The organism is Allobosea sp. BE125, assembly GCF_031456075.1.
Classification (GTDB): Bacteria; Pseudomonadota; Alphaproteobacteria; order Rhizobiales; family Beijerinckiaceae; genus Allobosea.
Genome location: NZ_JAVDTY010000001.1, coordinates 33,306 through 57,982, shown reverse-complemented (window position 1 = coordinate 57,982; position 24,677 = coordinate 33,306). Strand labels below are relative to the sequence as shown.

21 protein-coding genes are annotated in these 24,677 nt (G+C 65.6%); 15 read left to right on the top strand and 6 right to left on the bottom strand.

All coding sequences use genetic code 11. The features are described 5' to 3' along the window. Window positions 1–5: 5 nt before the first annotated feature. The 3 genes from nthA to J2Y55_RS00255 are packed head-to-tail and all read left to right on the top strand — an operon-like array spanning window position 6 to window position 1,670. Window positions 6–638 carry a nitrile hydratase subunit alpha gene (gene nthA / locus J2Y55_RS00265; protein ID WP_310146437.1) on the top strand — a complete coding sequence of 211 codons (633 nt, stop codon included), beginning with the start codon at window positions 6–8 and terminating at the stop codon, window positions 636–638. Beyond that, on the top strand, window positions 635–1,294 hold the full coding sequence (gene nthB / locus J2Y55_RS00260; RefSeq protein WP_310146435.1) for a nitrile hydratase subunit beta: 660 nt from the start codon (window positions 635–637) through the stop codon (window positions 1,292–1,294). The genes nthA and nthB overlap by 4 nt, the downstream gene beginning before the upstream one ends. After that, window positions 1,281–1,670, top strand: a complete 390-nt coding sequence (locus tag J2Y55_RS00255) for a nitrile hydratase accessory protein (protein ID WP_310146433.1) — start codon at window positions 1,281–1,283, stop codon at window positions 1,668–1,670. Before nthB ends, J2Y55_RS00255 begins: the two co-directional genes overlap by 14 nt. A gap of 51 nt (window positions 1,671–1,721) precedes the next feature. Here the strand turns inward: J2Y55_RS00255 and J2Y55_RS00250 are convergent, their stop codons facing one another. Beyond that, entirely contained in the window at window positions 1,722–4,247 is a 2,526-nt protein-coding gene (locus tag J2Y55_RS00250; protein ID WP_310146431.1) for a methyl-accepting chemotaxis protein, read from the bottom strand. A gap of 206 nt (window positions 4,248–4,453) precedes the next feature. On the opposite strand from J2Y55_RS00250, the gene J2Y55_RS00245 reads away from it, so the two are divergent. Next, a complete protein-coding gene (locus J2Y55_RS00245) occupies window positions 4,454–4,822 on the top strand; it encodes a hypothetical protein (RefSeq protein WP_310146429.1) in 369 nt (122 codons plus the stop codon). 61 nt (window positions 4,823–4,883) lie between these two features. On the opposite strand, the gene J2Y55_RS00240 is transcribed toward J2Y55_RS00245, so the two are convergent. Together J2Y55_RS00240 and J2Y55_RS00235 are read right to left on the bottom strand one after the other, a co-directional pair. Continuing rightward, a complete protein-coding gene (locus J2Y55_RS00240) occupies window positions 4,884–5,906 on the bottom strand; it encodes a nickel/cobalt transporter (protein WP_310146428.1) in 1,023 nt (340 codons plus the stop codon). A 24-nt stretch (window positions 5,907–5,930) separates the two neighbouring features. Beyond that, window positions 5,931–6,581, bottom strand: a complete 651-nt coding sequence (locus J2Y55_RS00235; protein ID WP_310146425.1) for a DUF1007 family protein — start codon at window positions 6,579–6,581, stop codon at window positions 5,931–5,933. 291 nt (window positions 6,582–6,872) lie between these two features. On the opposite strand from J2Y55_RS00235, the gene J2Y55_RS00230 reads away from it, so the two are divergent. The 3 genes from J2Y55_RS00230 to J2Y55_RS00220 all read left to right on the top strand — a co-directional run bounded on the left by J2Y55_RS00230 (window position 6,873) and on the right by J2Y55_RS00220 (window position 11,901). Further along, window positions 6,873–10,427 carry an indolepyruvate ferredoxin oxidoreductase family protein gene (locus J2Y55_RS00230; RefSeq protein ID WP_310146423.1) on the top strand — a complete coding sequence of 1,185 codons (3,555 nt, stop codon included), beginning with the start codon at window positions 6,873–6,875 and terminating at the stop codon, window positions 10,425–10,427. A 100-nt stretch (window positions 10,428–10,527) separates the two neighbouring features. Beyond that, entirely contained in the window at window positions 10,528–11,202 is a 675-nt protein-coding gene (locus tag J2Y55_RS00225) for a Crp/Fnr family transcriptional regulator (RefSeq protein ID WP_310146420.1), read from the top strand. Window positions 11,203–11,265: 63 nt separating this feature from the next. Then, window positions 11,266–11,901, top strand: coding sequence for a class I SAM-dependent methyltransferase (locus tag J2Y55_RS00220; protein WP_310146418.1), 636 nt, complete (start codon window positions 11,266–11,268; stop codon window positions 11,899–11,901). Between the two features lie 56 nt (window positions 11,902–11,957). Here the strand turns inward: J2Y55_RS00220 and J2Y55_RS00215 are convergent, their stop codons facing one another. Then, entirely contained in the window at window positions 11,958–12,299 is a 342-nt protein-coding gene (locus J2Y55_RS00215) for a hypothetical protein (protein WP_310146416.1), read from the bottom strand. A 377-nt stretch (window positions 12,300–12,676) separates the two neighbouring features. Between J2Y55_RS00215 and J2Y55_RS00210 the strand changes: the two genes are divergently transcribed. The 8 genes from J2Y55_RS00210 to J2Y55_RS00175 all read left to right on the top strand — a co-directional run bounded on the left by J2Y55_RS00210 (window position 12,677) and on the right by J2Y55_RS00175 (window position 22,041). Continuing rightward, entirely contained in the window at window positions 12,677–14,656 is a 1,980-nt protein-coding gene (locus tag J2Y55_RS00210; RefSeq protein ID WP_310148611.1) for an AMP-dependent synthetase/ligase, read from the top strand. After that, window positions 14,653–15,471 (top strand): ABC transporter ATP-binding protein, encoded by an 819-nt coding sequence (locus J2Y55_RS00205; protein ID WP_310146414.1) that lies wholly within the window; start codon window positions 14,653–14,655, stop codon window positions 15,469–15,471. Before J2Y55_RS00210 ends, J2Y55_RS00205 begins: the two co-directional genes overlap by 4 nt. Before the next feature lie 187 nt (window positions 15,472–15,658). Further along, complete coding sequence (locus tag J2Y55_RS00200) at window positions 15,659–16,573, top strand: branched-chain amino acid ABC transporter permease (protein ID WP_103720934.1); 915 nt, start codon at window positions 15,659–15,661, stop codon at window positions 16,571–16,573. A 12-nt stretch (window positions 16,574–16,585) separates the two neighbouring features. Next, entirely contained in the window at window positions 16,586–17,665 is a 1,080-nt protein-coding gene (locus tag J2Y55_RS00195; protein WP_310146412.1) for a branched-chain amino acid ABC transporter permease, read from the top strand. A gap of 130 nt (window positions 17,666–17,795) precedes the next feature. After that, a complete protein-coding gene (locus J2Y55_RS00190; protein WP_092174963.1) occupies window positions 17,796–19,127 on the top strand; it encodes an ABC transporter substrate-binding protein in 1,332 nt (443 codons plus the stop codon). 94 nt (window positions 19,128–19,221) lie between these two features. Beyond that, a complete protein-coding gene (locus J2Y55_RS00185; RefSeq protein ID WP_092174960.1) occupies window positions 19,222–20,067 on the top strand; it encodes an ABC transporter ATP-binding protein in 846 nt (281 codons plus the stop codon). 26 nt (window positions 20,068–20,093) lie between these two features. After that, window positions 20,094–20,774: a zinc metallopeptidase gene (locus J2Y55_RS00180; RefSeq protein ID WP_310146407.1), complete on the top strand. Its 681-nt coding sequence runs from the start codon at window positions 20,094–20,096 to the stop codon at window positions 20,772–20,774. Window positions 20,775–20,808: 34 nt separating this feature from the next. Then, complete coding sequence (locus J2Y55_RS00175) at window positions 20,809–22,041, top strand: phenylacetate--CoA ligase family protein (RefSeq protein WP_310146406.1); 1,233 nt, start codon at window positions 20,809–20,811, stop codon at window positions 22,039–22,041. Window positions 22,042–22,290: 249 nt separating this feature from the next. Here J2Y55_RS00175 and ung read toward each other — a convergent pair whose 3' ends face one another. Further along, entirely contained in the window at window positions 22,291–22,989 is a 699-nt protein-coding gene (ung, locus tag J2Y55_RS00170; RefSeq protein WP_310146403.1) for a uracil-DNA glycosylase, read from the bottom strand. Then, window positions 22,986–24,500 carry a bifunctional metallophosphatase/5'-nucleotidase gene (locus J2Y55_RS00165; protein ID WP_310146401.1) on the bottom strand — a complete coding sequence of 505 codons (1,515 nt, stop codon included), beginning with the start codon at window positions 24,498–24,500 and terminating at the stop codon, window positions 22,986–22,988. The genes ung and J2Y55_RS00165 overlap by 4 nt, the downstream gene beginning before the upstream one ends. Between the last annotated feature and the right edge of the window lie 177 nt (window positions 24,501–24,677).

Here is a 24,677-nt window from a genome sequence, read left to right as displayed (position 1 = left end):
AGACGATGAGCGGTCATCATCACCACCACGACCATGATCATGATCACGACAACCACTTCACCCCGATCGAAGCGCGGGTGAAGGCGCTGGAATCGCTGATGGTCGCCAAGGGCTATGTCGACCCGGCGGCGCTCGACGCGATCATCGACACCTATGAGACCAAGATCGGCCCGCGCAACGGCGCCCGCGTCGTCGCAAGAGCCTGGAGCGACCCGGCCTTTGCCGCAAGGCTGAAGGCGGACGGCTCGGCGGCTGTCGCCGAGCTCGGCTATGGCGGGCGCGGTGGCGAGCACATCGTCGCGGTGTTCAACACGCCTGAAGAGCACAACCTCATCGTCTGCACGCTGTGCTCCTGCTATCCATGGCCGGTGCTCGGCCTGCCGCCGGTCTGGTACAAATCCCCGCCCTATCGCTCCAAGGCGGTGATCGATCCGCGCGGCGTGCTCGCCGATTTCGGCGTCACGCTTCCGCAAGGCCAGAGCATCCGCGTCTGGGATTCGACCGCCGAGACGCGCTTCATCGTCATCCCGATGCGGCCCGCCGGCACCGAGGGCTGGTCGGAAGAAAAACTGGCTTCGATCGTCAGCCGCGATTCGATGATCGGCACGGGGCTGGCCGTCCTGGAGGCCCAGTCATGAATGGCGGGCAGGATCTCGGCGGCCAGATGGGTTTTGGCCCGGTCAGACCCGAGCCGAACGAGCCGATCTTCCATGGCGACTGGGAAAAGCGCGTGCTGGCGCTCAACGTCGCCGCCGGCGCGATGGGGCAATGGAGCATCGACGAAAGCCGGCATGCCCGCGAGAGCATTCCCCCGGCCGACTATCTCTCCTTCTCCTATTACCAGATCTGGCTCGCGGGCTTGCAGAACCTGCTGCTGCAGCATGGCTTCGTCACATCGGACGAGCTCACCGAGGGCAAGCCCTCCGCGCCGCCAAGGCCGCCCAAGCGCGTGCTGAAGGGCGAGGACGTCGCGGCCGTGCTGCGGCGCGGTTTTCCCTATGAGCGCGAAGCGCAGGCCCCGGCGAAATTCAGCGTCGGCGACAGCGTGCGCACCATCGTGATCCATCCCCGGCACCATACCCGCCTGCCGCGCTATGCCCGGGGCAAGCTGGGGGTAGTCGAGCGCGTCAGCGGCTGCCATGTCTTCCCCGACACCGGGGCGCAGGGCCAGCCCGAGACGGCGCAATGGCTCTACACCGTGGTCTTCACCGGCCCGGAACTATGGGGCCGCGACGCCGACCCGACCACACGCGTCAGCATCGAGGCCTGGGAGAGCTATCTTGAATCGGCCTGACACCGATCTCGCCGCAGCGCTGGCAGCCGATACGCCGATCCCGCGCGATGCCGACGGCCCGGTCTTCGCCGAGCCCTGGCAGGCGCAGGCCTTCGCATTGGTCGTCGCGCTGCAGAACAAGGGCATCTTCACCGCCGAGGAATGGGCGCAGGCGCTGGGCGCCGAAATCGCCGAGGCGGTGGCCGAAGGCGGCTGCCGCGACGGCTCGGACTACTACGAGCGCTGGTGCGAGGCGCTGGAACACCTGCTGATCGAAAAGGGCCTGACCTCGCATGCGGGCGTCGATGCGCTCGCCGCCTCCTGGGCGAGGGCCGCCGAGGCGACGCCGCATGGCAAGCCGATCGTTTTGGAGAACGATCCGGAGCGGGGGCGTTAGCGGCTACGACTCCTGAAGCGGAGGGCAGCTAACGAGCCCTGTTCGGTTTCGTCAGAACTCTTCCCAACCCGCGTCGCTGGCGCGCGCGTTTGCAACCTTCCTGGCGGGCATTGGAGCCGGTCGCGGCGCTGTCGCTGCCGCGGCAGGCCTGGAGCTCTGTCCGAAGGCGGCCTCGGCGAGCTTGCGCAGGCGCGCGGGCTCGGAGGCCGGTTCATGAGCCTGGGCAGCGCTTGCCCTGGCAGCCGGGCGCGGTGCCGGGGCGTAGCTGGCCGATGAGGCGGTCGCGCCCTCAGGGCCGGTCCTGAAGGCGGCGACGAGGTCGTTGAGCTGGACGATGCGGCCCGAGAGCGAACCGGCCGAGGCTGCGCTCTGTTCGGCGAGCGCCGCATTGGCCTGCGTCATCTCGTCGAGATGGGCGACGGCCTGGCTCATCTCGTCGATGCCATTGGCCTGCTCGCCCGAGGCCGCCGAGATCTCGGCGATGGTGGCCGCGACCTTTTGCGAGGCCGCCAGGATCTGGGTCAGCGCGTCGCCGGCCTGGCGCACCAGCTTGACGCCCTCGCCGACCTCGCTGTTGGACGAGGAGATCAGCCCCGAAATGTCCTTGGCTGCGGCGCCCGAGCGCTGCGCCAGCGTGCGCACTTCCGATGCCACCACGGCAAAGCCCTTGCCGGCATCGCCGGCGCGTGCGGCCTCCACCGCCGCGTTCAGCGCCAGCAGATTGGTCTGGAAGGCGATGTCGTCGATCACCCGGATGATGTCGGAGATCTTCTGCGAGGCACTCTCGATGCGCGCCATGGCGGCGACCGCTTCAGTCGCGATCGTTCCGCCCGACTGCGCCGCCTGCATGGCCTCGGTCGCGATCGCGGCCGCCTGCTTCGAGGCCTGGGCCGAGGCCTTCACCGAGGCTGCGAGCTCCTCGGTCGTCGCCGCGGTCTCCTCCAGCGACGAGGCCTGCTCTTCCGTGCGCTTCGACAGGTCGTCGGCGCCCATGGTGATCTCGCGCGCCGCCAAGCCGACATCCGCAGAGGTCGTCTGGATCGTGCGCACCGTCGAGGACAGCCGGTCGACCGTCTCGTTGATCGCGCCCTTGAGCTCGGCGAACTTGCCGCGATAGGCGGTCTCGATCCGGGAGGTCAGGTCGCCGCCGGCCACCGCCTGCAGGGCGGCCGCGAATTCGGATGTGGCTGAATCCACCACCGCATTGATCTCGTTGATGCCGGCGACGAGCTTCTGCATCTGCTCATCGGCATGCTCGATCTCGAGCCGCGCCGAGAAATCACCCGACGCCGCCGCCGCGACGACCTCGCCGACATCGGAGACCACAGCCTCCATCGATTGCGCGCGCGCCAGGCGAGCGGCGGAAGCGGTACGCTCCTGCTCTTCCAGAGCCCGAACCTTGACCAGATTTTCGCGATAGGCCTCGAGCGCGTTGCCAAGCGCCCCGACTTCGTCGGGGCAGGGCGCGGCGGGAACAGCCTCGTCGATGTCGCCGGCCTGCATACGCGCAAGCGCGACATTCATGCCGGTCAGCGGGTTCGCGATGCGCTTCTGGATGCCACGCCAGCTTGCTGCGCACAGGGCCAGCAGCGCGACAAGCAGACCGGCGATCAGGGCCAGCCGGGTCAGGGCGTTATTGGTCTGCGTCGTGGTTGTCGATCGCATCTCGTCCAGCGATTGGGCAACCGCGCCAACGATGGCATTGAAGGGCCCGTTGCACATCGCGGTCCAGTCCTCGGCGCCGATGACGGCGCCGGCGCCCTGGCCCAGTTTGCCGACAAGCTGGTCCATCGTCTGGTTTGCAGAGGCGACTTCGCCGGTGGCAACGCCGACCTTGCGCGCAAGTTCGGGCGAGATGCCGGCGCGCAGGGCGAGTTGCCCCAACTGGGCCTGCGCCGCGTTGCTGGCGCCGCGCAATTCGCCGAACTGTTTCCACTGTGGCGGGGAGAGTGCCTGGCCGGAGCCCAGCGGCGCACGCAGCAACGAGCATTGCGAGCCGTAGTTCGAGCGCAAAGACCAGGCGGCGGCCTTGAAGGCCTGAAGCTCCGCGAGCGCAGGATCGGCCAAGCGAACGGCGAGCGACGCTGCATCGGAGGCTTTGGTCAGCGCGGTCTCGATGGCGCCGACGGCATTGTACCAGGGCATGGTCGCAGCCAGGCTGCGTTGCGCCCGCGGCTTGGCCGCCTCGGCGTCCAGATCGGGAATCTTGCCCTGCATGGCCTTTTCAGCCTGCAGGATGGCAGCAGAATGTGCCGAACGCTCCGCCAGATCGACGGCCTCGAGCTTCGCCACGGCTGTCGCGATCTGGCTGCGCGATGTCTCCACGATCGAACGGATCGTCGCGCCGGCATCGTCGTTGGCCTGCAGGCTCGTCTGGGCCTTGCCGCGATCGGAACGAATTGCATTGCCCGTGAGCAGCAAGGCGCGATCCGCCTCGACCAGACCGGCTAGCCGGTGGTTTGCACGCATGTCGGTGACCGCATCATAGGCAAGGTAGCCGAGCGTACCGAGACCCGGCAGGCAGACAGCCGCCATGGTCGCCAGAAGGTACTGCCGAATGGAACGCGGAAAGATCATCACAGCACCTGGAACAGGATTCAGTCCGACAGCGATTGCGGCCAGCACCATACGTTCGACGAGAATACTGCGAATTCGGTTAATATTGCCTCAAATGGAGCGACATGGCCGGCACAATGACGCTCAGGCCAGCGACTCCGTGTAGGCTAGAGGCTCTATGACCATGGCGTTTGCGATAAAAGGCCGAAATCGGCGATCCGCATGCGATGATGTTCGTCTTTACCGGCCAGAAGACGATGTATGGCGGAAAGCACATCGCGGCAGACGATGTCGTCTTCATCTTCGCCAGCGGGAACGAGGCTGGGCAGGGCCTGATCGCTCGTGGCGTCGTCGCCTCCGCCGAAACTGTCCCCAGACGGCCCGGCATAGAGCGCCAGACCCCGCGCGTCAGCATCACCGTCGAACGCACCGCGCTGACGCAGCGGCCGTTGGAGCGCAGCGCGCTGAAGCCTTTCGCGTCCTGGAACGACGGCCGGCCGGAAACCGAGCTGAACTTCAAGTTCTATCGCCAGGCGACCAACAAGATCGTCGCGATTTCCGACGAGGCGGCGGCGTTCCTCGATGCTTTCTTCTAGAGCGTATTCGAGCGAAGTGGAGACCGGTTCGCGCGAAGAAAACGCATCAAAACGGGGAGCTCTAACTCCCCGCCCCCGCCGCCCAGAGCCCGAAGAACAGCGCCGCACCCAGCACCGCCACAAAGCCCGCTGCGAGAAGCTCCAGCCCACCGATCAATCTGGCGCTGCGCAGGGTGCCGCCGCCGGCAAATCTGAGCGCCGCGAATTTGAAGAACACGGCGAGCGCGGCCAGCGCTCCCGTCGTCAGCGCCGTGCCGAGCGACATGGCGAAGGCCGCGGCGATGCCGGCCCAGAGCAGGCCTTGCGAGGCCGAGAAGACCAGGATGATCAGCGCCCCCGCGCAAGGGCGCAGGCCCGCCGCGAAGACCACGCCCGCCATCTCGCGCCAGCTCTTGAGACGCGAGATCTCGTCGGGACCGGGCATATGGACATGGTCGCAGGTCGGGTCGTGCGCCTGCGCGCCATGGCCGAGCGCCAGCAACGCCCCGGCCTTGCGCCAGAGCACGAAGAGGCCGACGAGAGCGACCAGCGCGAAGCTCGCCTGCTCGACCATGTCGGCCGCGGTGGTCATGGTTTGCGCCGTCGCCCTCAAGGCCAGCGTCAGCGTGCCGACGAGCGCAATGGCGACGAGCGCCTGCAGGATCGCCGCCGCGAAGCTCAGGCCCAGCCCCCGACGCAGGCTGCGATTATCGGCGACGATATAGCCCGAGATCACCGCCTTACCATGGCCGGGACCGGCGGCATGGAAGACGCCATAACCGAAGGCCAGCGCCATCAGGCTCCAGAGCGCTGCCGGGCTCTGATGGATCGCCTTCAGAGCCGCCGTCAATTCGCGGTAGAAGGAGGATTGCCAGGCCAGCAACAATCCGCCGATCCCGGTCGTCGAGGGCAGCGCCTCGCGCGGCATCGCGCCACCGAAGGGATTGCGCGGCGGCGGTGGCGGCACCGGGCTCAGGCTCGTGACGAACTGCGCCAACAGCGTCAGGACGCCGGCGACCAGAGCCAATGTGACCACGACGACGATCAACCGGCGCGACAGCGCCGGCCAGGCGAGCGGAGTCGATTGCGACGGGATCAGGAACATGACGCGGTCAAGGACATGACGCGATCAAGGACATGCGACCAGCGCGCGGGTCGTCACCTGGAAGCCGCTCATATCCGGCGTGGCAGTGATGTCCTCCTGCGCCAGCTTGAGCTGGGTGGCCGCATCGAGCTTGGGCGGGCGCGCGACCCGCACGACACAGCCCTTGGGCGCATCCCGCGTGATCACGGCGTCTGGCGCATCGATGATGTCGAAGGCGACGAAATAGGTGGGGTCGCCGATCTCCAGCCCGACCGAGCGGACCGACTTGATCGGCGTTTTCAGCGGCAGCGTGTAGGTCAGGGTCAGGATCTTGTTCTCGAAGGAGAGACTGGCATCGGTCGGCTCCCCGAACTCCTGCGCCTTGCCATTGGCCTTGGCGGTGGTGAAGAAGCCGACCTCGGGCAGCGACTCCATATTGACCTTGGCGAGGTCGACCAGTTCGTCGGGCGTCAGCTTGCCGTCACCGTTCTTGTCGAGCCCTTGCGTGATATAGGCGGAATAGGCCTCGTCGAAGCTCCAGATATGCTTCAGCGCCGTCACCGCCCCGTCGGGGCCGAAGACGATCTCGGCACGCGCGGAGACGAAGACATGCGGATGCGCGCTCGCCGGGGTGGACAGGACGACCCACCAGCCCAGGGCCGCGAGCAAGGCGGTGGTAATGGCACGGCGCTTCAAGGGGCGGCTCCTTCGCGTGAGGCCGAAACCTGGCGGATCATGGTTAACCTATTATGAACACGCCACTTGCCGGTAATTTGCGTCGCAACCAGCCTTCCCCCGTAAACTGGGCCAAATCGCGGCGCAGCATCAGTCCTCGCGCAAAGCCTGGAACAATCCCAATCTGAATTGACCTCGGCACGCCGATATGTCAGCCTTACTGACATATCAAAGAGTTGGGTGATGCCCAGCTTGGAGGCTGGACCAACCCGCCCCATAGTCTGGAAACGGGACGATCCGGGGAAGTCGACCATGGCCGAGACGCAGCGGAATTCCGGCTCTGTCGCCAAGATGGCGACCAGCCTGCGCGAGGTCGCGCTCGACGACAAATACGACCTGTCCAAGCAAAAGATCTTCCTGACCGGGACGCAGGCGATCGCGCGCATGCTGATGGTCCAGCGCGAACGCGACAGGCTTGCCGGCCTCGACACTGCAGGCTTCGTCTCCGGCTATCGCGGCTCGCCGCTCGGCGGCCTCGACCAGCAGCTTTCGCGCGCCGGCAAGCAGCTCAAGGCGGCAAACATCGTCTTCCAGCCCGGCCTCAACGAGGACCTCGCCGCCACGGCCGTCTGGGGCACGCAGCAGGCGGAGCTCCAGGGCGAGGGTCGATATGACGGCGTCTTCGCGCTCTGGTACGGCAAGGGTCCGGGCGTCGACCGCACCGGCGACGTTTTCCGCCATGGCAACATGGCCGGCACCTCGCCTCATGGCGGCGTGATCTGCCTGATGGGCGACGACCACACGGCCGAGTCCTCGACCAACGCCCACCAGACCGAATTCGTCCTCGTCGACCGGATGATGCCGATCCTGAATCCCGCCGGCGTGCAGGAGATCATGGATTATTCCCTGCATGGCCTCGCGCTCTCGCGCTTCGCCTCGGTCTGGGTCGGCATCAAATGCGTCAAGGACAACATCGAATCGACGGCGTCCGTCGATGGCGCGATCGACCGCGTGACGATCACCCTCCCCGATGATTTCGTGATGCCGCCGGGCGGCCTGAGCATTCGCCGCGAGCTCGATTTCCTCGACCAGGAGAAGCGGCTTCACATCCACAAGCGCGCCGCGATCCTGGCTTACCTGCGCGCCAACAAGCTCAACCAGACCATCACCTCCGGTGGCAAGGCCCCGCGCATCGGCATCATCACCGTCGGCAAATCCTATCTCGACGTGCGCCAGGCGTTCGAGGATCTCGGCATCGACGAGGTCCGGGCCAACGATCTCGGCATCCGCCTGTTCAAGGTCGCTTGCCCCTGGCCGCTCGACCCCTCCGAACTCAAGGCTTTTGCCGCCGGCCTGGACCTCGTCATGGTCGTCGAGGAAAAGCGCTCGCTGATCGAGGTCCAGCTCCGCGAAGAGCTCTACGGATCGCGAGCTCAGCCCATGGTGATCGGCAAGAAGGACGAGGCCGGCGAATGGCTGTTCCCGGTCCATGGCGCGCTCGACCCCAACGATGTCGCGATCGCGCTCGGGGCGCGACTGCTGCAATACCGGGACGACCCGGCACTGCGCGCGCGATTGGAGGAGATCGCAAAAGCGCAAGGCCGGCTTGCGGAAGCCCAGGAGGTCGCCAAGCGCACGCCCTATTACTGCTCGGGCTGCCCGCATAACAGCTCGACCGTGGTGCCCGAGGGCTCGCGCGCCTATGCCGGCATCGGCTGCCACTACATGGTGCAGTGGATGGACCGCTCGACCACCGGCTTCACCCAGATGGGCGGCGAAGGCGCGAACTGGATCGGCGAGGCGCCCTTTTCCACCCGCAACCACGTCTTCCAGAATCTCGGCGACGGCACCTACACCCATTCCGGCTCGCTCGCGATCCGCTGGGCCGTCGCGGCCGGCGTCAACATCACCTACAAGCTGCTCTACAACGACGCGGTCGCGATGACCGGCGGCCAGCAGGCCGAAGGCCATCTCTCGCCCGACCAGATGGCGCGCCAGATTGCCGGCGAAGGCGTCCAGCGCATCGCGATCGTCAGCGACGATCCCGACAAATACCCGACCGGCACGGTCTGGCCGCCCGGCACGACCTTTCACCACCGCGACGATCTCGACGCCGTCCAGCGCGAATTGAGGCAGGTGCCTGGCGTCTCGCTGCTGCTCTACGACCAGACCTGCGCCACCGAAAAACGCCGCCGCCGCAAGCGCGGCACTTATCCCGACCCCGACAAGCGCGTCATCGTCAACGAATTGGTCTGCGAGGGCTGCGGCGATTGCGGCGTGCAGTCGAACTGCGTCTCGGTGCAGCCGCTGGAAACCGAATTCGGCCGCAAGCGCCAGATCGACCAGTCGAACTGCAACAAGGATTTTTCCTGCGTGAAGGGCTTTTGCCCGTCCTTCGTCACCGTGCACGGCGCGCGCCCCAAAAAGACCGAACCGCGCCAGATCGACGCCGGCGCACTCGGCGCAGGCGACATCCCCGAGCCGCAAGTGCCGGTACTCGACAAGAGCTTCGCGGTGATCGTAACCGGCGTCGGCGGAACCGGCGTCGTCACCATCGGCGCGATCCTCGGCATGGCGGCCCATCTCGAGGGCAAGGGCTGTGGCATGATCGATATGGCCGGGCTCGCCCAGAAGGGCGGCGCGGTCTTCAGCCACGTCAAGCTCGCCCCGACGCCCGACGACATCCACGCCATCCGCGTCTCGGCCGGGCAGGCCGACCTCGTGCTCGGCTGCGACCTCACCGTCACCGGCTCGAAGAAAGTGCTCGGCGCGATCAAGCCGACAGCCGCGACCGTCGTCGTCAACACGGCCGAAAGCCTGCCGGGCGATTTTACCCGCAATGCCGATTTCTCGCTGCCCATCGAGCGCATCAAGCGCTCGATCCTCTCGGCCTCGGGCCGCGACCAGACCCATTTCGTCGATGCGACCGCCGCGGCAGTCGCCTTCCTCGGCAATGCCATCGCCGCCAACATGTTCATGCTCGGCTACGCTTGGCAGTTCGGCAGCGTGCCCTTGTCGCGCGCGGCGTTGCTGCGCGCGATCGAGCTCAATGGCGAAGCCGTGCCGATGAACAAGCAGGCCTTCGAGCTCGGCCGCCGCGCCGCGCATGATCCTGCTGCGCTGGTCGCCTCCCTGTCGGAGGCCAAGGCCCCGACGCAGGCCCGGCATATCTCGGCCTCGCTCGACGAGATCATCGCTCGGCGCGTGAGCCTCCTCACCGCCTATCAGAACGCGGCCTATGCCGCCCGCTATCGCGAACTCGTCAATCGCGTGCAGGCGAAGGAAGCTGACGTTCTGCCGGGCCAGCACGCCCTGACCGAAACCGTCGCGCGCTATCTCTTCAAGCTGATGGCCTACAAGGACGAATACGAGGTCGCCCGGCTCTATGCCGACGGCTCGTTCCAACGTCAGGTCGAGGCGACCTTCGAGCCGACCAGCGCGTCGGGCCAAAAGCTGCGCTACGAGTTCAACCTGGCTCCGCCGTTGCTGGCCAGGCGCGATCCCATCACCGGTATCCCCCGCAAGATCAGCTTCGGTCCCTGGATGATGTCGGCCTTCGGCCTGCTGGCGAAGCTGAAGGGCCTGCGCGGCACGGCCTTCGACATCTTCGGCTATAGCGAAGAGCGCCGGACCGAGCGCGCGCTGATCGGCGCCTATGAGACGCTGATCGGCGAAATCCTGGCGAAGCTCTCGCCCCCGAACCACGCACTCTGCATCGCGCTCGCCGCGATCCCTGAAAAAATCCGCGGCTTCGGCCATGTCAAGGAACGGCATCTGAAGGCGGCGAAGGCCGAAGAGGTGGAGTTGCTGGCGAAGCTGCGCGATGGCTCTGCCGCCGCATTGGCAATGCTGAAGGCGGCGGAATAGGGAGAAGGTTCCCCGCGCATCTTTCGTCCAGCTTGAGTCCGGGCGCGGCCGCGCCCCATACTGAGCCCTCACGCTCCTCCGCTTCAGGATCGCCCCGCCCTTGATCCCTCCCGAAGACCTCCGCCGCATCGCCGCCTGGTCGCGCGACCTGACGGAGGCGGAATTCGAGGAGGCGCGGCGCGGCGTCAGCCTCAAGCTCTACGGCAAGGGCGCCTATATCTGCCATGTCGGCGACAAGCTTGAATCCTGGACCGGCGTCGCCGAGGGGCTGGTCAAGATGTCGACCACTTCCAAGACCGGCAAAGCCGCGACGCTGGCGGGCATGCGCGCCGGCGCCTGGTTCGGCGAGGGCACGGTGATCAAGGCCGAACCCCGCCGCTACGAGCTTGTCGCCCTGCGCGAGACCAGGCTCGCCTTGATGCGGCGCTCGACATTCCTCTGGCTGTTCGAGCACAGCGCGGCTTTCAACCGCTTTCTGGTGCATCAGTTCAACGAGCGTCTCGCCCAGTTCATCGCCATCGCCGAGACCGAGCGCACCCTCGATTCGACTGGACGCCTCGCGCGCAATCTCGCTTGGCTGTTCAACCCGATCCTTTATCCCGATCTCGACCGGACGCTGGCGATCTCGCAGGAGGAGCTCGGCCTGCTCGCCGGCATGTCGCGCCAGATCGCCAATCAGGGGCTGGCGAAGCTCGCCGATCTCGGCTTGCTCGAAGTCGGCCATGGCAGCGTGACGATCTTGGATCTGGAGCGGCTGGCGCGCTACGAAGGATAAAGGCAGAGCGGCCTGCGGCCCGTTCCCCGCATCAAGTGGAATGTTTGTGATGAGCGCCCCATTATGAGCTTGGCGAGCGACGCCCGTTTCTGGGACCGGACTTCGCGGAAATACGCCAAGAGTGCGATTGCGGACCAAGCCGGCTATGAGCGCACTTTGGACCGGACCCGCGCCCTGCTGGGATCAGGCGACAAGGTGCTGGAACTGGGCTGCGGAACAGGAACAACGGCGCTCCGGCTCGCCAGCGCTGTCCGAGACTACCTTGCGACGGATATTTCCGCTGGAATGATCGCGATTGCGCATGAAAAACATGCCGCCGCTCCTCTCCCGGGCCTCGTCTTCCGCACGGCGGCTGCAGAAGATCTCACAGCTGAGGCAGGGCAGTTCGACGCCGTTCTGGGGTTCAATTATCTGCATCTGGTCCGGGATCTGCGCGGGACTTTGCGCCGCATCCACGGCTTGCTCTCGGCGGAGGGACTGTTCATCTCCAAGACACCCTGTGTCGGAGACATGAACCCGCTCATCTGGCTTGCCGTGCCTGCGATGCGCGCAATCGGGCAGGCGCCCTATGCCGGCGTCTTTCGGGCGGCCAAGCTGAGCCAGCATATATCTGCCGCCGGCTTCGAGATTCTTGCCATTGAAAACCATGCAACGAAAGGCAACGACCATCGTCCTTACATCGTGGCTCGCAAGAGGTGATGTAAACGGCGAAGGCTGCATCAAAGGCCGCCATGGCAGGCATCGGCCCTACCTCATCACGAATCGCCGCCCGGCCAGTAGAAGCAGAGCAGTTCACCGGCATCGTTGATGCACAGATGCCAGTGCCCATCCGGCGAGGCGCGCGCCTTCTGATAGGGAATCTCGAGGATAAGGGGTTCGCGTCGCTCCGTCGGCCACATCGGATGACGCCCCGGCGCAATCGTCACGACGAAGCCGGAAGGGTTCTCCCGGACGGCGCCGGCGTCGATCTGTGCGCAATCGGCGCCCGAGCAGCACTCGAAGGGGTAGTCCCAACCGCTGGCAGCCTGATGCGAGCGCGTCTCGGTCGCTCCGGTGGCCAGCACCACTGCCAGGCTGATCGCGGCAAGAACGCGCATTCACCTACCCTCGCGGCGAGCTTCCCTCTCGAAGGCGGCGGATGCAAGGCGGTCAGGGCGCTAGTGCGCTGTCCTGCGCGGTCATGATCATGTTTCGGATCAGATATCGTGTTTGAGCTGCCTTCGAGCGCGCGACATTCCACGCACTCTCAATCCCGAGCAGGCCCGGGCGCCGGTCAGTTCGGGCTGGTGGCGCAATCCGCAAGCAGCCAAACCACACTGCCCCAAGACAATAGCGACCAAATGCCAAGTTGTCTGTCAAGCCCCCCCTTGCAAAGATATGGGGTGGCTGCGAGGCTCACATCAAGAACAAGGGCCGAAACGGCCAAAACGAAGGCCGCTGCAATGTACGGCGGCCGGACAGGGTGGAGAACGCAATCGTGGCAAGCGCAAGCGCCGGCCAGGCGGATACCTTTCCGAAATTGCTGCTGCGCAATGCGCGCGAGCGCAGTTCGCGCATCGCGTTCCGGCACAAGGATCTCGGGATCTGGCAGTCCTGGACCTGGGCCGAGGTCGCCGAGCAGGTGCGCAGCTTCGCCAGGGGCTTGCAGGATCTCGGCCTGAAGCGCGGCGAAAAGGTCGCGATCATCGGCTACAACCGGCCCAGGCTCTATTGGTCGATGTGCGCCGCGCAATGGATCGGCGCGGTTCCCGTGCCGGTCTATGCCGACAGCGTCGCCGAGGAGATGGCCTATGTGCTCGACCATGCCGAGGCGGTCTTCGCCTGCGTGCAGGACCAGGAACAGGTCGACAAGGTTCTCTCCATCGCCGAGCGCCTGCCCCATTTGCGCCAGATGCTCTATGACGAGCCGCGCGGCCTGCGCGATTACGACCACGGCAAACTGCACGAGATCGACAAGGTCATCGCTGGCGGACGCGACGCGCTGAAGGCGAGCCCCGAGGCTGCAGCCGCCCATGAGCGCGAGATGGAGGCCGGCTCAGGCTCCGATCTCGGCATCATCCTCTACACCTCGGGCACGACCGGCCGGCCCAAGGGCGTCATGCTCAGCCATTTCAACGTCATCACCGCCGCCGAGATCGGTTGCCAGTTCGACGGGCTGAACGAGAGCGACGAAGTCATCGCCTATCTGCCGATCGCCTGGGTCGGCGACCATGTCTTCTCCTATGCGCAGGCGATCGTCGCGGGCTTCTGCGTGAACTGCCCGGAAGGGCCCGAAACCGTCGTCGACGACCGGCGCGAGGTCGGCACGACCTACGCCTTCGCGCCGCCGCGCGTCTTCGAGACCATGCTGACCATCACCATGGTGCGCATGGAGGATGCCGGCCCGCTGATGCGCAAGATGTTCCATTACTTCCTCGGCGTGGCCAAGCAGCACGGCGAGAAGATCCTCAACGGCGAGAGCGTGCCGCTGGGCGCCAGGCTGCTCTACAAGCTCGGCGACATCCTGATCTACGCGCCCCTGCGCAACCGCTTCGGCCTGAGCAACATCAAGGTCGGCTATACCGCCGGCGAGGCGATCGGCCCCGAGCTGTTCAAGTTCTATCGCTCGATCGGGGTCAATCTGAAGCAGCTCTACGGCCAGACCGAAGCCGGCGTCTACATCACCATGCAGCCCAATGGCGAGATCAAGGCCGACACGGTCGGCCGCCCCGCCCCGCTGGTCGAAATCCGCATCGACGACAATGGCGAGGTGCTCTACCGCTCGCCCTCGATCTTCGGCGGCTATTTCAAGGATCCCGAGAAGACCGCGGAGACGATGACCGCCGACGGCTATGTCCGCTCCGGCGATGCCGGCTTCTTCGACGAGACCGGCCATCTCAAGATCATCGACCGCGCCAAGGATGTCGGCAAGCTCTCCTCGGGGGATCTGTTCCCGCCGAAATACATCGAGAACAAGCTGAAATTCTATCCCAACATCAAGGAGGTCGTCGCCTTCGGTCAGGGCCGCGACTACGCCACCGTCGCGCTCAATATCGACCTGACCGCGGTCGGCAACTGGGCCGAGCGCCACAATGTCGTCTACGCCTCCTACCAGGAACTCGCCGGCCACGATCTCGTCTACGACATGATCGCCAAGCATGTCGACGAGGTGAACCGTTCGCTCGCCGCCGAGCCCCTGATGGGCGGGGCGCAGATCAGGCGGTTCCTGATCCTGCATAAGGAACTCGACGCCGATGACGGCGAATTGACCCGCACCCAGAAGGTCCGGCGCGGCTTCATCGCCGAGCGCTACGCCCCGCTCGTCGCCGCGCTCTATGACGGCTCGGAAGCTGCCGACATCTCCACCGAAGTGACCTTCGAGGACGGCCGCAAGGGCGTGATCTCCGCCCGCGTCAAAGTCCGCGACGCCAAGACCTATCCGGTAACCGCGCCAACTCCGGCGAGGGCGGCATGAACGTCGAGACCATGAACGTGACCGGGGAACCGCTGCATCGCGACAAGGGCGAGATCCTGCTGTCGGTCGACAACATCTCGCTGCGCTTTGGCGGGGTGAAGGCGATCTCGGACGTCTCCTTCGACATCCGCAAGGGCGAGGTCCGCGCCATCATCGGCCCCAACGGCGCCGGCAAGACCTCGATGCTCAACTGCATCAACGGCTTCTACCATCCCCAGGAAGGCCAGATCACCTATAAGGGCGTGCGCCGCGCCAAGGTGAAGCCGCACCAGGCAGCCGCGGACGGCATCGCCCGCACCTTCCAGAACGTCGCTCTGTTCAAGGGCATGTCGACGCTCGACAACATCATGACCGGCCGCACGCTGAAGATGCGCCGGAACTTCTTCTGGCAGGCGCTGCGTCACGGCCCGGCGATGACCGAGGAGATCGAGCATCGCAAGGTGGTCGAGGACATCATCGACTTCCTGCAGATCCAGCACATCCGCAAGCTGCCCGTGGGGAAATTGCCCTATGGCCTGCAGAAGCGGGTGGAACTGGGCCGCGCCCTCGCCATGGAGCCGGAGCTGCTGCTGCTCGACGAGCCGATGGCCGGCATGAACCTTGAGGAGAAGGAGGACATGTGCCGCTTCATCCTCGACGTGAACAACCAGTTCGGCACGACCATCGCCTTGATCGAGCACGATATGGGCGTGGTGATGGATCTCTCCGACCGCGTCGTGGTGCTCGAATACGGCCGCAAGATCGCCGACGGCACGCCTGATCAGGTCAAGGCGAACCAGAAGGTGATCGACGCCTATTTGGGGGTGGCGCACTGATGGCCAGCTTCTTCAAGGACATAACGCCATGAGCGACGTCGCCGCACGGCCCGCGCCCAATCTCCTCGCCAAGGGCTGGGTCAAGACCGGCCTGATTCTCATCGCCATCGTCGCGGCCGCGATCCTCGGCGCGAAGTTCGACGAGTCGAACACGCTCTACAAGGTCTTCATCGACCCGTTCCAGCAGATGGTCCAGGCCCCGGACCTGCTCGCCCAGACGATCTGGGAGGGCCTCGTCTCCGGCGTGCTCTACGCGCTGATCGCGCTCGGCTTCGTGCTGATCTTCAAGGCCTCGGGCGTGTTCAACTTCGCCCAGGGCATCATGGTGGTGTTCGCGGCGCTGACCCTGGTCGGGCTCTACGAGAAGGGCGTACCGGCCTTCCTCGCCGTGATCCTGACGCTCGGCGTGATGTTCGCGCTCGCCGTCACCATCGAACGCGTCGTACTGCGCCCGCTGGTCAACCAGCCCGACATCATCCTGTTCATGGCGACCTTCGGCATCACCTATTTCCTGATCGGCTTCGGCGAGGCGCTGTTCGGCGGCAACCCCAAGCAGATGATCGCTGATCAGCTCTGGCTGCCCAAGGGCGCGATCGACCTGAAACTGTTCGGCGGCCTGGTCTCGCTGCAGAAGATCGACATCGCAGCGGCCGTCATCGCCTCGATCATGATCGCCGCTCTCGCCGCTTTCTTCCAGTACACGCGCATCGGCAGAGCCTTGCGGGCAGTGGCCGACAGCCACAAGGCAGCACTTTCGGTCGGCATCTCGCTGAACCAGATCTGGGTCATCGTCTGGTTCACCGCCGGCATCGTCGCCCTGATCACCGGCATCATGTGGGGCGCGCGCTCGGACGTCTCCTTCGCGCTCGAGATCGTGGCGCTGAAGGCCCTGCCCGTGCTGATCCTGGGCGGCTTCACCTCCATCCCCGGCGCGATCGTCGGCGGCCTGATCATCGGCATCGGCGAGAAAATGGGCGAGTTCTACTGGGGCCCGCTGATCGGCGGCGGCATCGAGAGCTGGCTCGCTTATTTCATCGCGCTGGGCTTCCTGCTGTTCCGCCCGCAAGGGCTGTTCGGCGACAAGATCATCGAACGCATCTGAGAGGCTGAAACCGTGTTCTATCGCGAAGCCGGCCAGTTCAAATCGACCTATTCCGCCGACATGGCGGTGTTCCCGATCTGGCAGGACCGGGTCGGTATCGCCGTCATCCTGGCGCTCGCCTTCATCGGCGTGCCGCTGATCGGCAACGACTTCTTCATCTCCTCGGTGATGATCCCCTTCCTGGTGTTCTCGCTTGCCGCGATCGGGCTCAACATCCTGACCGGCTATACCGGGCTGATCTCGCTGGGCACCGCCGCCTTCATGGGCGTCGGCGCCTATGCCGCCTACAAGCTGACGACCTTCTTTCCCGGCATCAACATCATCGTGCTCGTGCTGGTCTCCGGCCTGTTCTCGGCGGCGATCGGCGTGCTCTTCGGCCTGCCCTCGCTGCGCATCAAGGGCTTCTATCTCGCTGTCGCGACGCTCGCCGCGCAGTTCTTCCTGCAATGGGCTTTCGTGCGCGTGCCCTGGCTGTTCAACTACAATGCCTCGGGCGCGATCGAGGTGCCGCAGCGCACGCTCTTCGGCCTCCCCATCACCGGGGCCTCGGCTTCGCCTGAGACACGCTATTTCGTCTGCCTCGTGCTGGTCATAGGCCTGACCTGGTTCGCCTCGAACCTGGTGCATGGCAAGCTCGGCCGCTCCTGGATGGCGGTGCGCGACATGGACATCGCCGCCGAGCTGATGGGCATCAAGCTGCTCAACGCCAAGCTCACCGCCTTCGCGGTCTCGTCCTTCTATGCCGGCGTCGCCGGCGCGATGATGATCTTCTTCTGGTATGGCGGCGGCGAAGCGGCCGACGTCTTCAACATCCGCCTCTCCTTCAACATCCTGTTCATGGTCATCATCGGCGGGCTCGGCTCGCTGATCGGCTCCTTCTTCGGCGCCGCCTTCATCGCCAGCCTGCCGACCATCCTGAAATTCGGCCTGCCCGCGCTCGGCGTCCCGCTCTCGGGCGCCGCGGCCGAGCACGTCACCTTCATGCTCGTCGGCGCACTGATCATCACCTTCCTGATCGTCGAGCCGCATGGCCTCGCGCGGCTCTGGCAGATCGGGAAGCAGAAATTGCGGACATGGCCTTTTCCCTATTGAGGTCGGCCCTTTCCCCGGCGCGGCGGAGAGGAGCCCAACAAAACGACCTGCGCGGTCTCAATGCGGCAGGCGAAGCGGAGACGATCCGGCGTTCAAGGCCAGGATCGGTGGAAACGACGGAGGAACCATCATGAAGACGACCAAGCTGATGAAGGGAGCGGCGCTGGGCGCGCTCCTCGCCGCGAGCGCGCAAGTCGCTCCGGCCCTTGCCCAGGACAGCGTCTACTTCGCCAACAACGCCTATCGCACCGGCCCGTTCTCGGGCTCCGGCATTCCGATCGGCGACGGCATGCGCGACTACATCACGATGATCAACGAGCGCGACGGCGGCGTGAACGGCGTCAAGGTCGTCTATGAGGAATGCGAGACCGGCTACGACACCAAGAAGTCGATCGAGTGCTACGAGCAGGCCAAGTCGAAGAACACCATCCTCTACTCGCCCTGGTCGACCGGCGCGACGCTCGCCGCCATTCCGCGCGCCCATATCGACAAGATCCCGATCCTGTCGATGGCCTATGGCCTCTCGGCCTCGGCCGACGGCACCAACTTTCCCTGGGTCTTCATCCCGCCCTTCACCTATTGGGACGGCGCTTCGCTGATGGTGAAGCACATGGCGGCCGAACTCGGCGGCATGGACAAGCTCAAGGGCAAGAAGCTCGGCCTGATCCATCTCGATGCGCCCTTCGGCAAGGAGCCGATCCCGGTGCTTGAGAACCTCGCCAAGAAATACGGCTTCGAGCTCAAGATCTATCCCGTGGCCGCCGCCGACATGCAGAACCAGGGCTCGCTCTGGCTCTCGATTCGGCGCGACCGGCCGGACTATCTCTACAACCAGGGCTGGGGCGCGATGAACCCGACCGCGGTGAAGGAGGCGATCAAGAACAACTTCCCGATCAACAAGCTGGTCGGCGTCTGGTGGGCCGGTGGCGATGACGACGCACGCGCCGGCGGCCCCGAGGCCAAGGGCTACAAGTCCCTCAACCTCAACGCCGCGGGCACCAACTTCCCGGTGATCCAGGACATCCAGAAATACGTCGTGGAGAAGGGCAAGAGCCTCGCCGCCAAGGAGAAGGTCGGCGAAAACCTCTATAATCGCGGCGTCTACAACTCGATGCTCGTTGTCGAGGCGATGCGCAACGCGCAGAAGCTCACCGGCAAGAAGGTGATCAATGCCGAGGATATGCGCCGCGGCCTGGAGAGCCTGAACATCACCGAGGCGCGATTGAAGGAGATCGGCATGGAAGGCTTCGCCACGCCGACCACAATCTCCTGCACTGACCATTCCGGCCACAGCAAGGCCTATGTCGCGGAATGGGACGGCACCAAATGGACCAAGCCCGGCGACTGGCTCGAGCCGCTCAAGGACGAGGTCCGGCCGCTGATCGAAGCCAACGCCAAGGACTATGTGGAAAAGGCGACCGGCTGGCCGAAGCGGACCGAGCCTTGCGAGAAGTCGTCCTGATCTGACGGCAGTCGGCAGTGGGCAATCGGCAGTCGGTTTTTCCGGCTGCCGACCCGACTGCCGACTGCCGATTGCCCACTGCCGGGGAACCGCCATGTCGATAGCGACACTCGAAACGCCCAACACAAGCGCTGCCACCGACAACATCCTGTCGCTGAACAATATCGAGGTGATCTATGATCACGTCATCCTCGTGCTGAAGGGCGTCTCCCTGCATGTCCCGCGCAAGGGCATCGTCGCGATCCTCGGCGCCAACGGGGCCGGCAAGACCACGACGCTGAAGGCGATCTCGAACCTGCTCAAGGCCGAGCGCGGCGAGGTCACCAAAGGCTCGATCGTGTTCGAGGGCGAGCGCGTCGACAAGATGTCGCCCAACGAGCTGGTCCGGCGCGGCTGCATCCAGGTGATGGAGGGGCGGCACTGCTTCGGCCATCTCTCGATCGAGGAGAACCTGCTGACCGGCGCCTTCACCCGCCGCGACGGCAACGCCGCGATCAAGCGCGACCTGGAGAAAATCTACGAGCTCTTCCCGCGCCTGAAGCAGCGCCGGACCTCGCAGGCCGGCTACACCTCGGGCGGTGAGCAGCAGATGTGCGCGGTCGGCCGCGCCATGATGTCGAAGCCCAAGATGATATTGCTCGACGAGCCCTCGATGGGGCTCGCTCCCCAGATCGTCGAGGAGATTTTTGAGATCGTCCGCCGGCTCAATGCCGAGGATGGCGTCTCCTTCCTCGTCGCCGAGCAGAACACCAACATGGCCCTGCGCTACGCGACCTATGGCTACATCATGGAGACCGGCCGCGTCGTGATGGATGGCGAAGCTGCGATGCTGCGCGAGAATGAGGACGTGAAGGAGTTCTATCTCGGCGTCGCCGAAGGCAACAAAAAGTCGTTCCGAGAGGTCAAAAGCTATAAACGCCGCAAGCGCTGGCTCTCCTGAGTCGATGGACCGCAAGGTGGCATCCCATGCTCTATCTCGTCATGGCCCTGTTGGTGATCCTGCTGGTCTTCGGGCCACAAGCCTGGGTCCGTCACGAGATGAGCCGGCACGCCTCGGATCGCCCCGATCTGCCCGGCACCGGCGGTGAGCTCGCGCGCCATCTACTCGACCGCTTCCAGCTCGGTTCGGTCACCGTCGAGCAGACGCCCAGCGGCGACCATTACGACCCGAGCGCCCGCGCCGTGCGGCTCTCCCCCGACAATCATGACGGGCGCTCGATCACTGCCGTCGCGGTCGCGGCCCATGAGGTCGCCCATGCGATCCAGCATCATCAGGGCAGCGTGCTCTTCGCCTGGCGGACCGCGCTCGCCCGCTTCCTCGGCATCTTCGACAAGGTCGCGATGGGGATCATGATCACGGCCCCGCTCGTCGCCATCCTCACCCGCGTGCCCTCGATCGGATTGATGCAGTTCGGCCTCGCCATCGCGCTGCTCGGTGTCGGGCTCGTCGTGCATCTGGTGACGCTGCCGCTGGAGCTCGATGCCAGTTTCGGCAAGGCGCTGCCGATCCTGACCGCCGACGGCTATCTCGACTCGCGCGACCTGCCCGCCGCGCGCGGCGTGCTGCGCGCCGCTGCCTTCACCTATGTCGCCGGGGCCCTGATCGGCCTCCTGAATTTTCTCCGCCTGCTGCGGATCATCCGCTGAGACGAGGCGGCCCGTTTTCGTGAGGATTTGACCGATGAGCGAGCATCACGACGCCCTCGAAACCCGCTCGCCCGATGCCCGCGAGGCCGACCTCTTCGCCCGGCTGCCGGCTGTGCTCGCGGCCGCCCTGAAGACCCCGGCCTATGCCGAGCGGCTCGCCGGCATCGACCCGGCCGCGATCACCGATCGCAATTCGCTCTCCACCCTGCCAATCCTGCGCAAGGCCGATTTGCCCGCGCTCCAGAAGACCGCCCTGCCCTTCGGCGGCTTCGTCTCGGCGCCGCTCGGCTCCTTCGGCCGGCTCTTCACCTCGCCCGGTCCGATCTTCGAGCCGGAGAGCACCGGCAGCGATCCCTGGGGCGCGGCCCGTGGGCTCTACGCGGCGGGCTTCCGGGCCGGCGACGTCGTGCTCAACACCTTCGGCTACCATCTGACGCCGGGCGGCTTCATCATGGATTCGGCCGCGCGTGCACTTGGCTGCGCCGTGATCCCGGCCGGCCCCGGCAACACCGAGCAGCAGATGGAGGTGATCTCGGCCTACCAGCCCGCCTGCTATGCCGGCACGCCCGATTTCCTCAAGATCCTGATCGAGGCGGCTGAAGTGCGCGGCGTCGACATCTCCTGCCTGAAGCGCGCCGTGGTCTCCGGCGCAGCCTTCCCGCCCTCGCTCCAGGCCTGGGTCAAGGAGCACGGCATCGACGCCTACCAGCTCTACGCCACCGCCGATGTCGGCGTGATCGCCTATGAGACCAGCGCGCGCGCAGGCATGGTGCTGAACGAGAACCTGATCGTCGAGATCGTGCGGCCCGGCACCGGCGACCCCGTGGCATCAGGCGAGGTCGGCGAGATCGTCATCACCAATCTCGACCCGCACCACCCGCAGATCAGGCTCGCGGTCGGTGATCTCACCGCCGTCATGCCGGGCGCGAGCCCGTGCGGGCGCACTAACATCCGCATCAAGGGCTGGATGGGCCGCGCCGACCAGACCGCCAAGGTCAAGGGCATGTTCGTGCGCCCTGAGCAGGTCGCCGAGATCGCCAAGCGCCATGCCGAGATCGCCAAGCTGCGCCTCGTCGTCGGCCGCGCCAACGAGGTCGACACGATGACGCTGAAGGCTGAGATCTATGCCGAACCCGCCGGGTTTATCGATGCGGTCTCCTCGACCCTGCAGCAGGTCACCAAGCTGAGAGGCGCCGTCGAGATCCTGCCGCTCGGGGCCTTGCCGAATGACGGCAAGGTGATCGCGGACGAGCGGCCTGTGGGATAGCGCGCTGCATTGCCGAAAGGGCGCGGGGAACCCTCTCCCGTAGGGAGAGGGCAGGGTGAGGGGTCGGCCGTTTGACGTTTTGGCCGTGTGCCAACCGCTGCCACGCTGTGAGGCTTCCACGCAACTGGTCCAGGGGCCTACACCTCACCCCTGCCCCTCTCACTGATCTCGGGTCTGCCCGAGATCAGCACTCAAAGTGTCGAAGTCGGGTCTACCCGACTTCGATGCAGGAGAGGGGTTCCCTGCGCCTCACCACGCAATCGCCTTCTCCCCCCGCTCCTCCAGCCACGCATTCGCCTTCGAAAACGGCTTCGACCCGAAAAATCCGCGCCGCGCCGAGAGCGGCGAAGGATGTGCGCTCGCCAGCACCAGATGGCGCGTCTCGTCGATCAATCCGCGCTTGGCCTGTGCGGGGTTGCCCCAGAGCAGGAAGACGACATGGGGCCGGCGGGCCGAGACGCTGGCGATGATCGCGTCGGTGACGGCGCTCCAGCCGAGCGCCAGATGCGAGCCCGCCTTGCTTGCCCCCTCGCGGACGGTGAGCGCGGTGTTGAGCAGGAGCACGCCTTGCCGCGCCCACACCGTCAGATCGCCGCTCGCAGGCCCCGCTGCGCCGAGATCGTCCTGCAATTCGCGGTAGATATTGACCAGCGAGCGCGGCAGGGGCCGCGGACCGACATAGGAGAAGGCAAGCCCATTCGCATCGCCCGGCGTCGGATAGGGATCCTGGCCCAGGATGACGACGCGGACCCCAGTGAAAGGCGTCGTCGCCAACGCTGCAAAGGCCCGCCCCGGCCCGGGCGCGACGACATGGCCGGCCGCGACCTCTGCATCAGCCCGGACGCAAGCCCGCGCCGCCGCCCCGTCGTGGAACACGGCGAGATCGCGCCATCCTTCTGACACCGGCGTCGCCAGGAACGCGGCGAGCGCCGCCTCATAGCCATTCACTTGAGAATCGCCCGGCCCTCGACCTTGGCGTCGATCGTGCCGAGCCGGCGCAGATAGACCATCACCTCATTGGCCATCAGCTTGCCGTCGGTCAGGCCGATCAGCGTCCTGCCGCGCGCCAGCGAAGTGTAGCCGTCGCCGCCGGCGAGCATGAAGTTGTTGGAGGCGACGGTGTAGTTCGCCGCCTCGTCGATCGGCTTGCCCTCGACATTGATCGAGACGACACGCTGGCCGACGGGGCGCTTGATATCGGCCTCGAAGGTCAGCCCAGAGACCTGCGGGAAGCGGCCCGAGCCCTGCGGGGCGGGGGCCAGGCCGTTCTCGATCGCGTCCTTCACGTCCTTGCCGGTGATCTGGACCATGATCGTGGCATTGCCGAAGGGCAGTTCGCTCAGCACATCGCGCCGCGTCAGCTTGTAGCCGGCGGCATATTGCTTGTTGGCGCGGATGCCGCCGGCATTGGTGATGGCGAGCTGTGCACCGGTCGAGGCGCGGATAGCGTCGGAGATCAGATTGCCGATCGCCGTCTCCTGCGTGCGGATGACGCCGGTGCGGGAATCGAGCGGGGCGGCGAGCGTCGCGATCTCGATGTCGAGCTCCTTCGAGAGCTCGGTCTCGTAACCTTTCACGATCGCGGCGACCTCGGGATCGGGCGTGGCGGCGCGGCTGTCATTGACCCGGAAGGTCGGCGACCATGAGACCTGCCGGGCCGCGCCCTCGCCCGTGATGCTCACCGCGATGTCGATCGCGGTGACGTAATTGCCCTCTTCATTCGACTCCACCATCACGACCTTGCCGTCATAGGCGATGGCAAGGTCATGGTCATGGCCGGTCAGCACGATGTCGACGACGCGCGAACGGACGATTTCGAGATCGGTCCGGCGCTCGGCATGGACGACGGCGACGAGGATGTCGGCGCCCTGCGCCTTCAAGGTCCGCGCCTCGCGCTGGAGCGCCTCCATGGTCGAGGAGAATTTCAGGTCGCCGGGGTTGGAGAGTTGCGGTGTCGGATCATAGGTCGTGCCGATGACGCCGACCTTGACGCCACCGAGCTCGAAGATCTGCGAATCCCTGTGGCCGGGCAAGACATTGCCGCTTGCATCGCGCAGATTGGCGGCGAAGGTTGGATAAGTCTGGGCGGCGGCGAGCTTGAGATAGTTCTCCTTGCCGAAATCGAATTCGTGGTTGCCCGGCACGAAGACGTCGAGCCCCATCTTGTTCTGCATCGCCACGATATGGGCGCCCTGGTCGAAGCCCGACATCAGCGAGGGCGAGTAGCAATCGCCGGCATGGCAGAACAGCACCGGCACGCCCTTGGCCCGCTCGGCCCTGGCGATGCCGGCAGCCCGCGCGAAGCCGCCTTTGCCCTTGTCGTCGCTCATCTTGTAGATGTCGTTGACCAGAAGCAGCGTGAAGGCGGGAGCCGGCATCTGCGCCATGGTTCCGGTCGCGGCGAGCGCCGCCGGAGCGGCGATGACGCCGAGCGCCTTGCGGCGTGTCAGTGCGGGCATGGTGGGAGCCTCTGCTTGAGAACCGCTGCAAACTAGCAAAGCCCGGGCCGCATTGGCCAGTGCGGGCGCAGGCCCGTTCGCCAGAGCAGAATGCGAAAAAGTGGGAACCGGCTTTCGCATCGACCCTGCTCTAACTCCTTGATGAGAGACCGATTCGAATTTCAGATGAGATCACTT

Excerpts from the sequence above, each read along its gene's own strand:
- J2Y55_RS00230 (WP_310146423.1), top strand. The coding sequence starts at position 6,873 with ATGGCCGAGACGCAGCGGAATTCCGGCTCTGTCGCCAAGATGGCGACC.
- J2Y55_RS00240 (WP_310146428.1), bottom strand. The coding sequence starts at position 5,906 with ATGTTCCTGATCCCGTCGCAATCGACTCCGCTCGCCTGGCCGGCGCTG.
- J2Y55_RS00175 (WP_310146406.1), top strand. The coding sequence starts at position 20,809 with ATGAGCGAGCATCACGACGCCCTCGAAACCCGCTCGCCCGATGCCCGC.
- J2Y55_RS00245 (WP_310146429.1), top strand. The coding sequence starts at position 4,454 with ATGATGTTCGTCTTTACCGGCCAGAAGACGATGTATGGCGGAAAGCAC.
- J2Y55_RS00215 (WP_310146416.1), bottom strand. The coding sequence starts at position 12,299 with ATGCGCGTTCTTGCCGCGATCAGCCTGGCAGTGGTGCTGGCCACCGGA.
- J2Y55_RS00185 (WP_092174960.1), top strand. The coding sequence starts at position 19,222 with ATGTCGATAGCGACACTCGAAACGCCCAACACAAGCGCTGCCACCGAC.
- J2Y55_RS00250 (WP_310146431.1), bottom strand. The coding sequence starts at position 4,247 with ATGATCTTTCCGCGTTCCATTCGGCAGTACCTTCTGGCGACCATGGCG.
- J2Y55_RS00205 (WP_310146414.1), top strand. The coding sequence starts at position 14,653 with ATGAACGTCGAGACCATGAACGTGACCGGGGAACCGCTGCATCGCGAC.
- nthB (WP_310146435.1), top strand. The coding sequence starts at position 635 with ATGAATGGCGGGCAGGATCTCGGCGGCCAGATGGGTTTTGGCCCGGTC.
- J2Y55_RS00165 (WP_310146401.1), bottom strand. The coding sequence starts at position 24,500 with ATGCCCGCACTGACACGCCGCAAGGCGCTCGGCGTCATCGCCGCTCCG.
- J2Y55_RS00200 (WP_103720934.1), top strand. The coding sequence starts at position 15,659 with ATGGTCCAGGCCCCGGACCTGCTCGCCCAGACGATCTGGGAGGGCCTC.
- J2Y55_RS00220 (WP_310146418.1), top strand. The coding sequence starts at position 11,266 with ATGAGCTTGGCGAGCGACGCCCGTTTCTGGGACCGGACTTCGCGGAAA.
- nthA (WP_310146437.1), top strand. The coding sequence starts at position 6 with ATGAGCGGTCATCATCACCACCACGACCATGATCATGATCACGACAAC.
- J2Y55_RS00190 (WP_092174963.1), top strand. The coding sequence starts at position 17,796 with ATGAAGACGACCAAGCTGATGAAGGGAGCGGCGCTGGGCGCGCTCCTC.
- J2Y55_RS00180 (WP_310146407.1), top strand. The coding sequence starts at position 20,094 with ATGCTCTATCTCGTCATGGCCCTGTTGGTGATCCTGCTGGTCTTCGGG.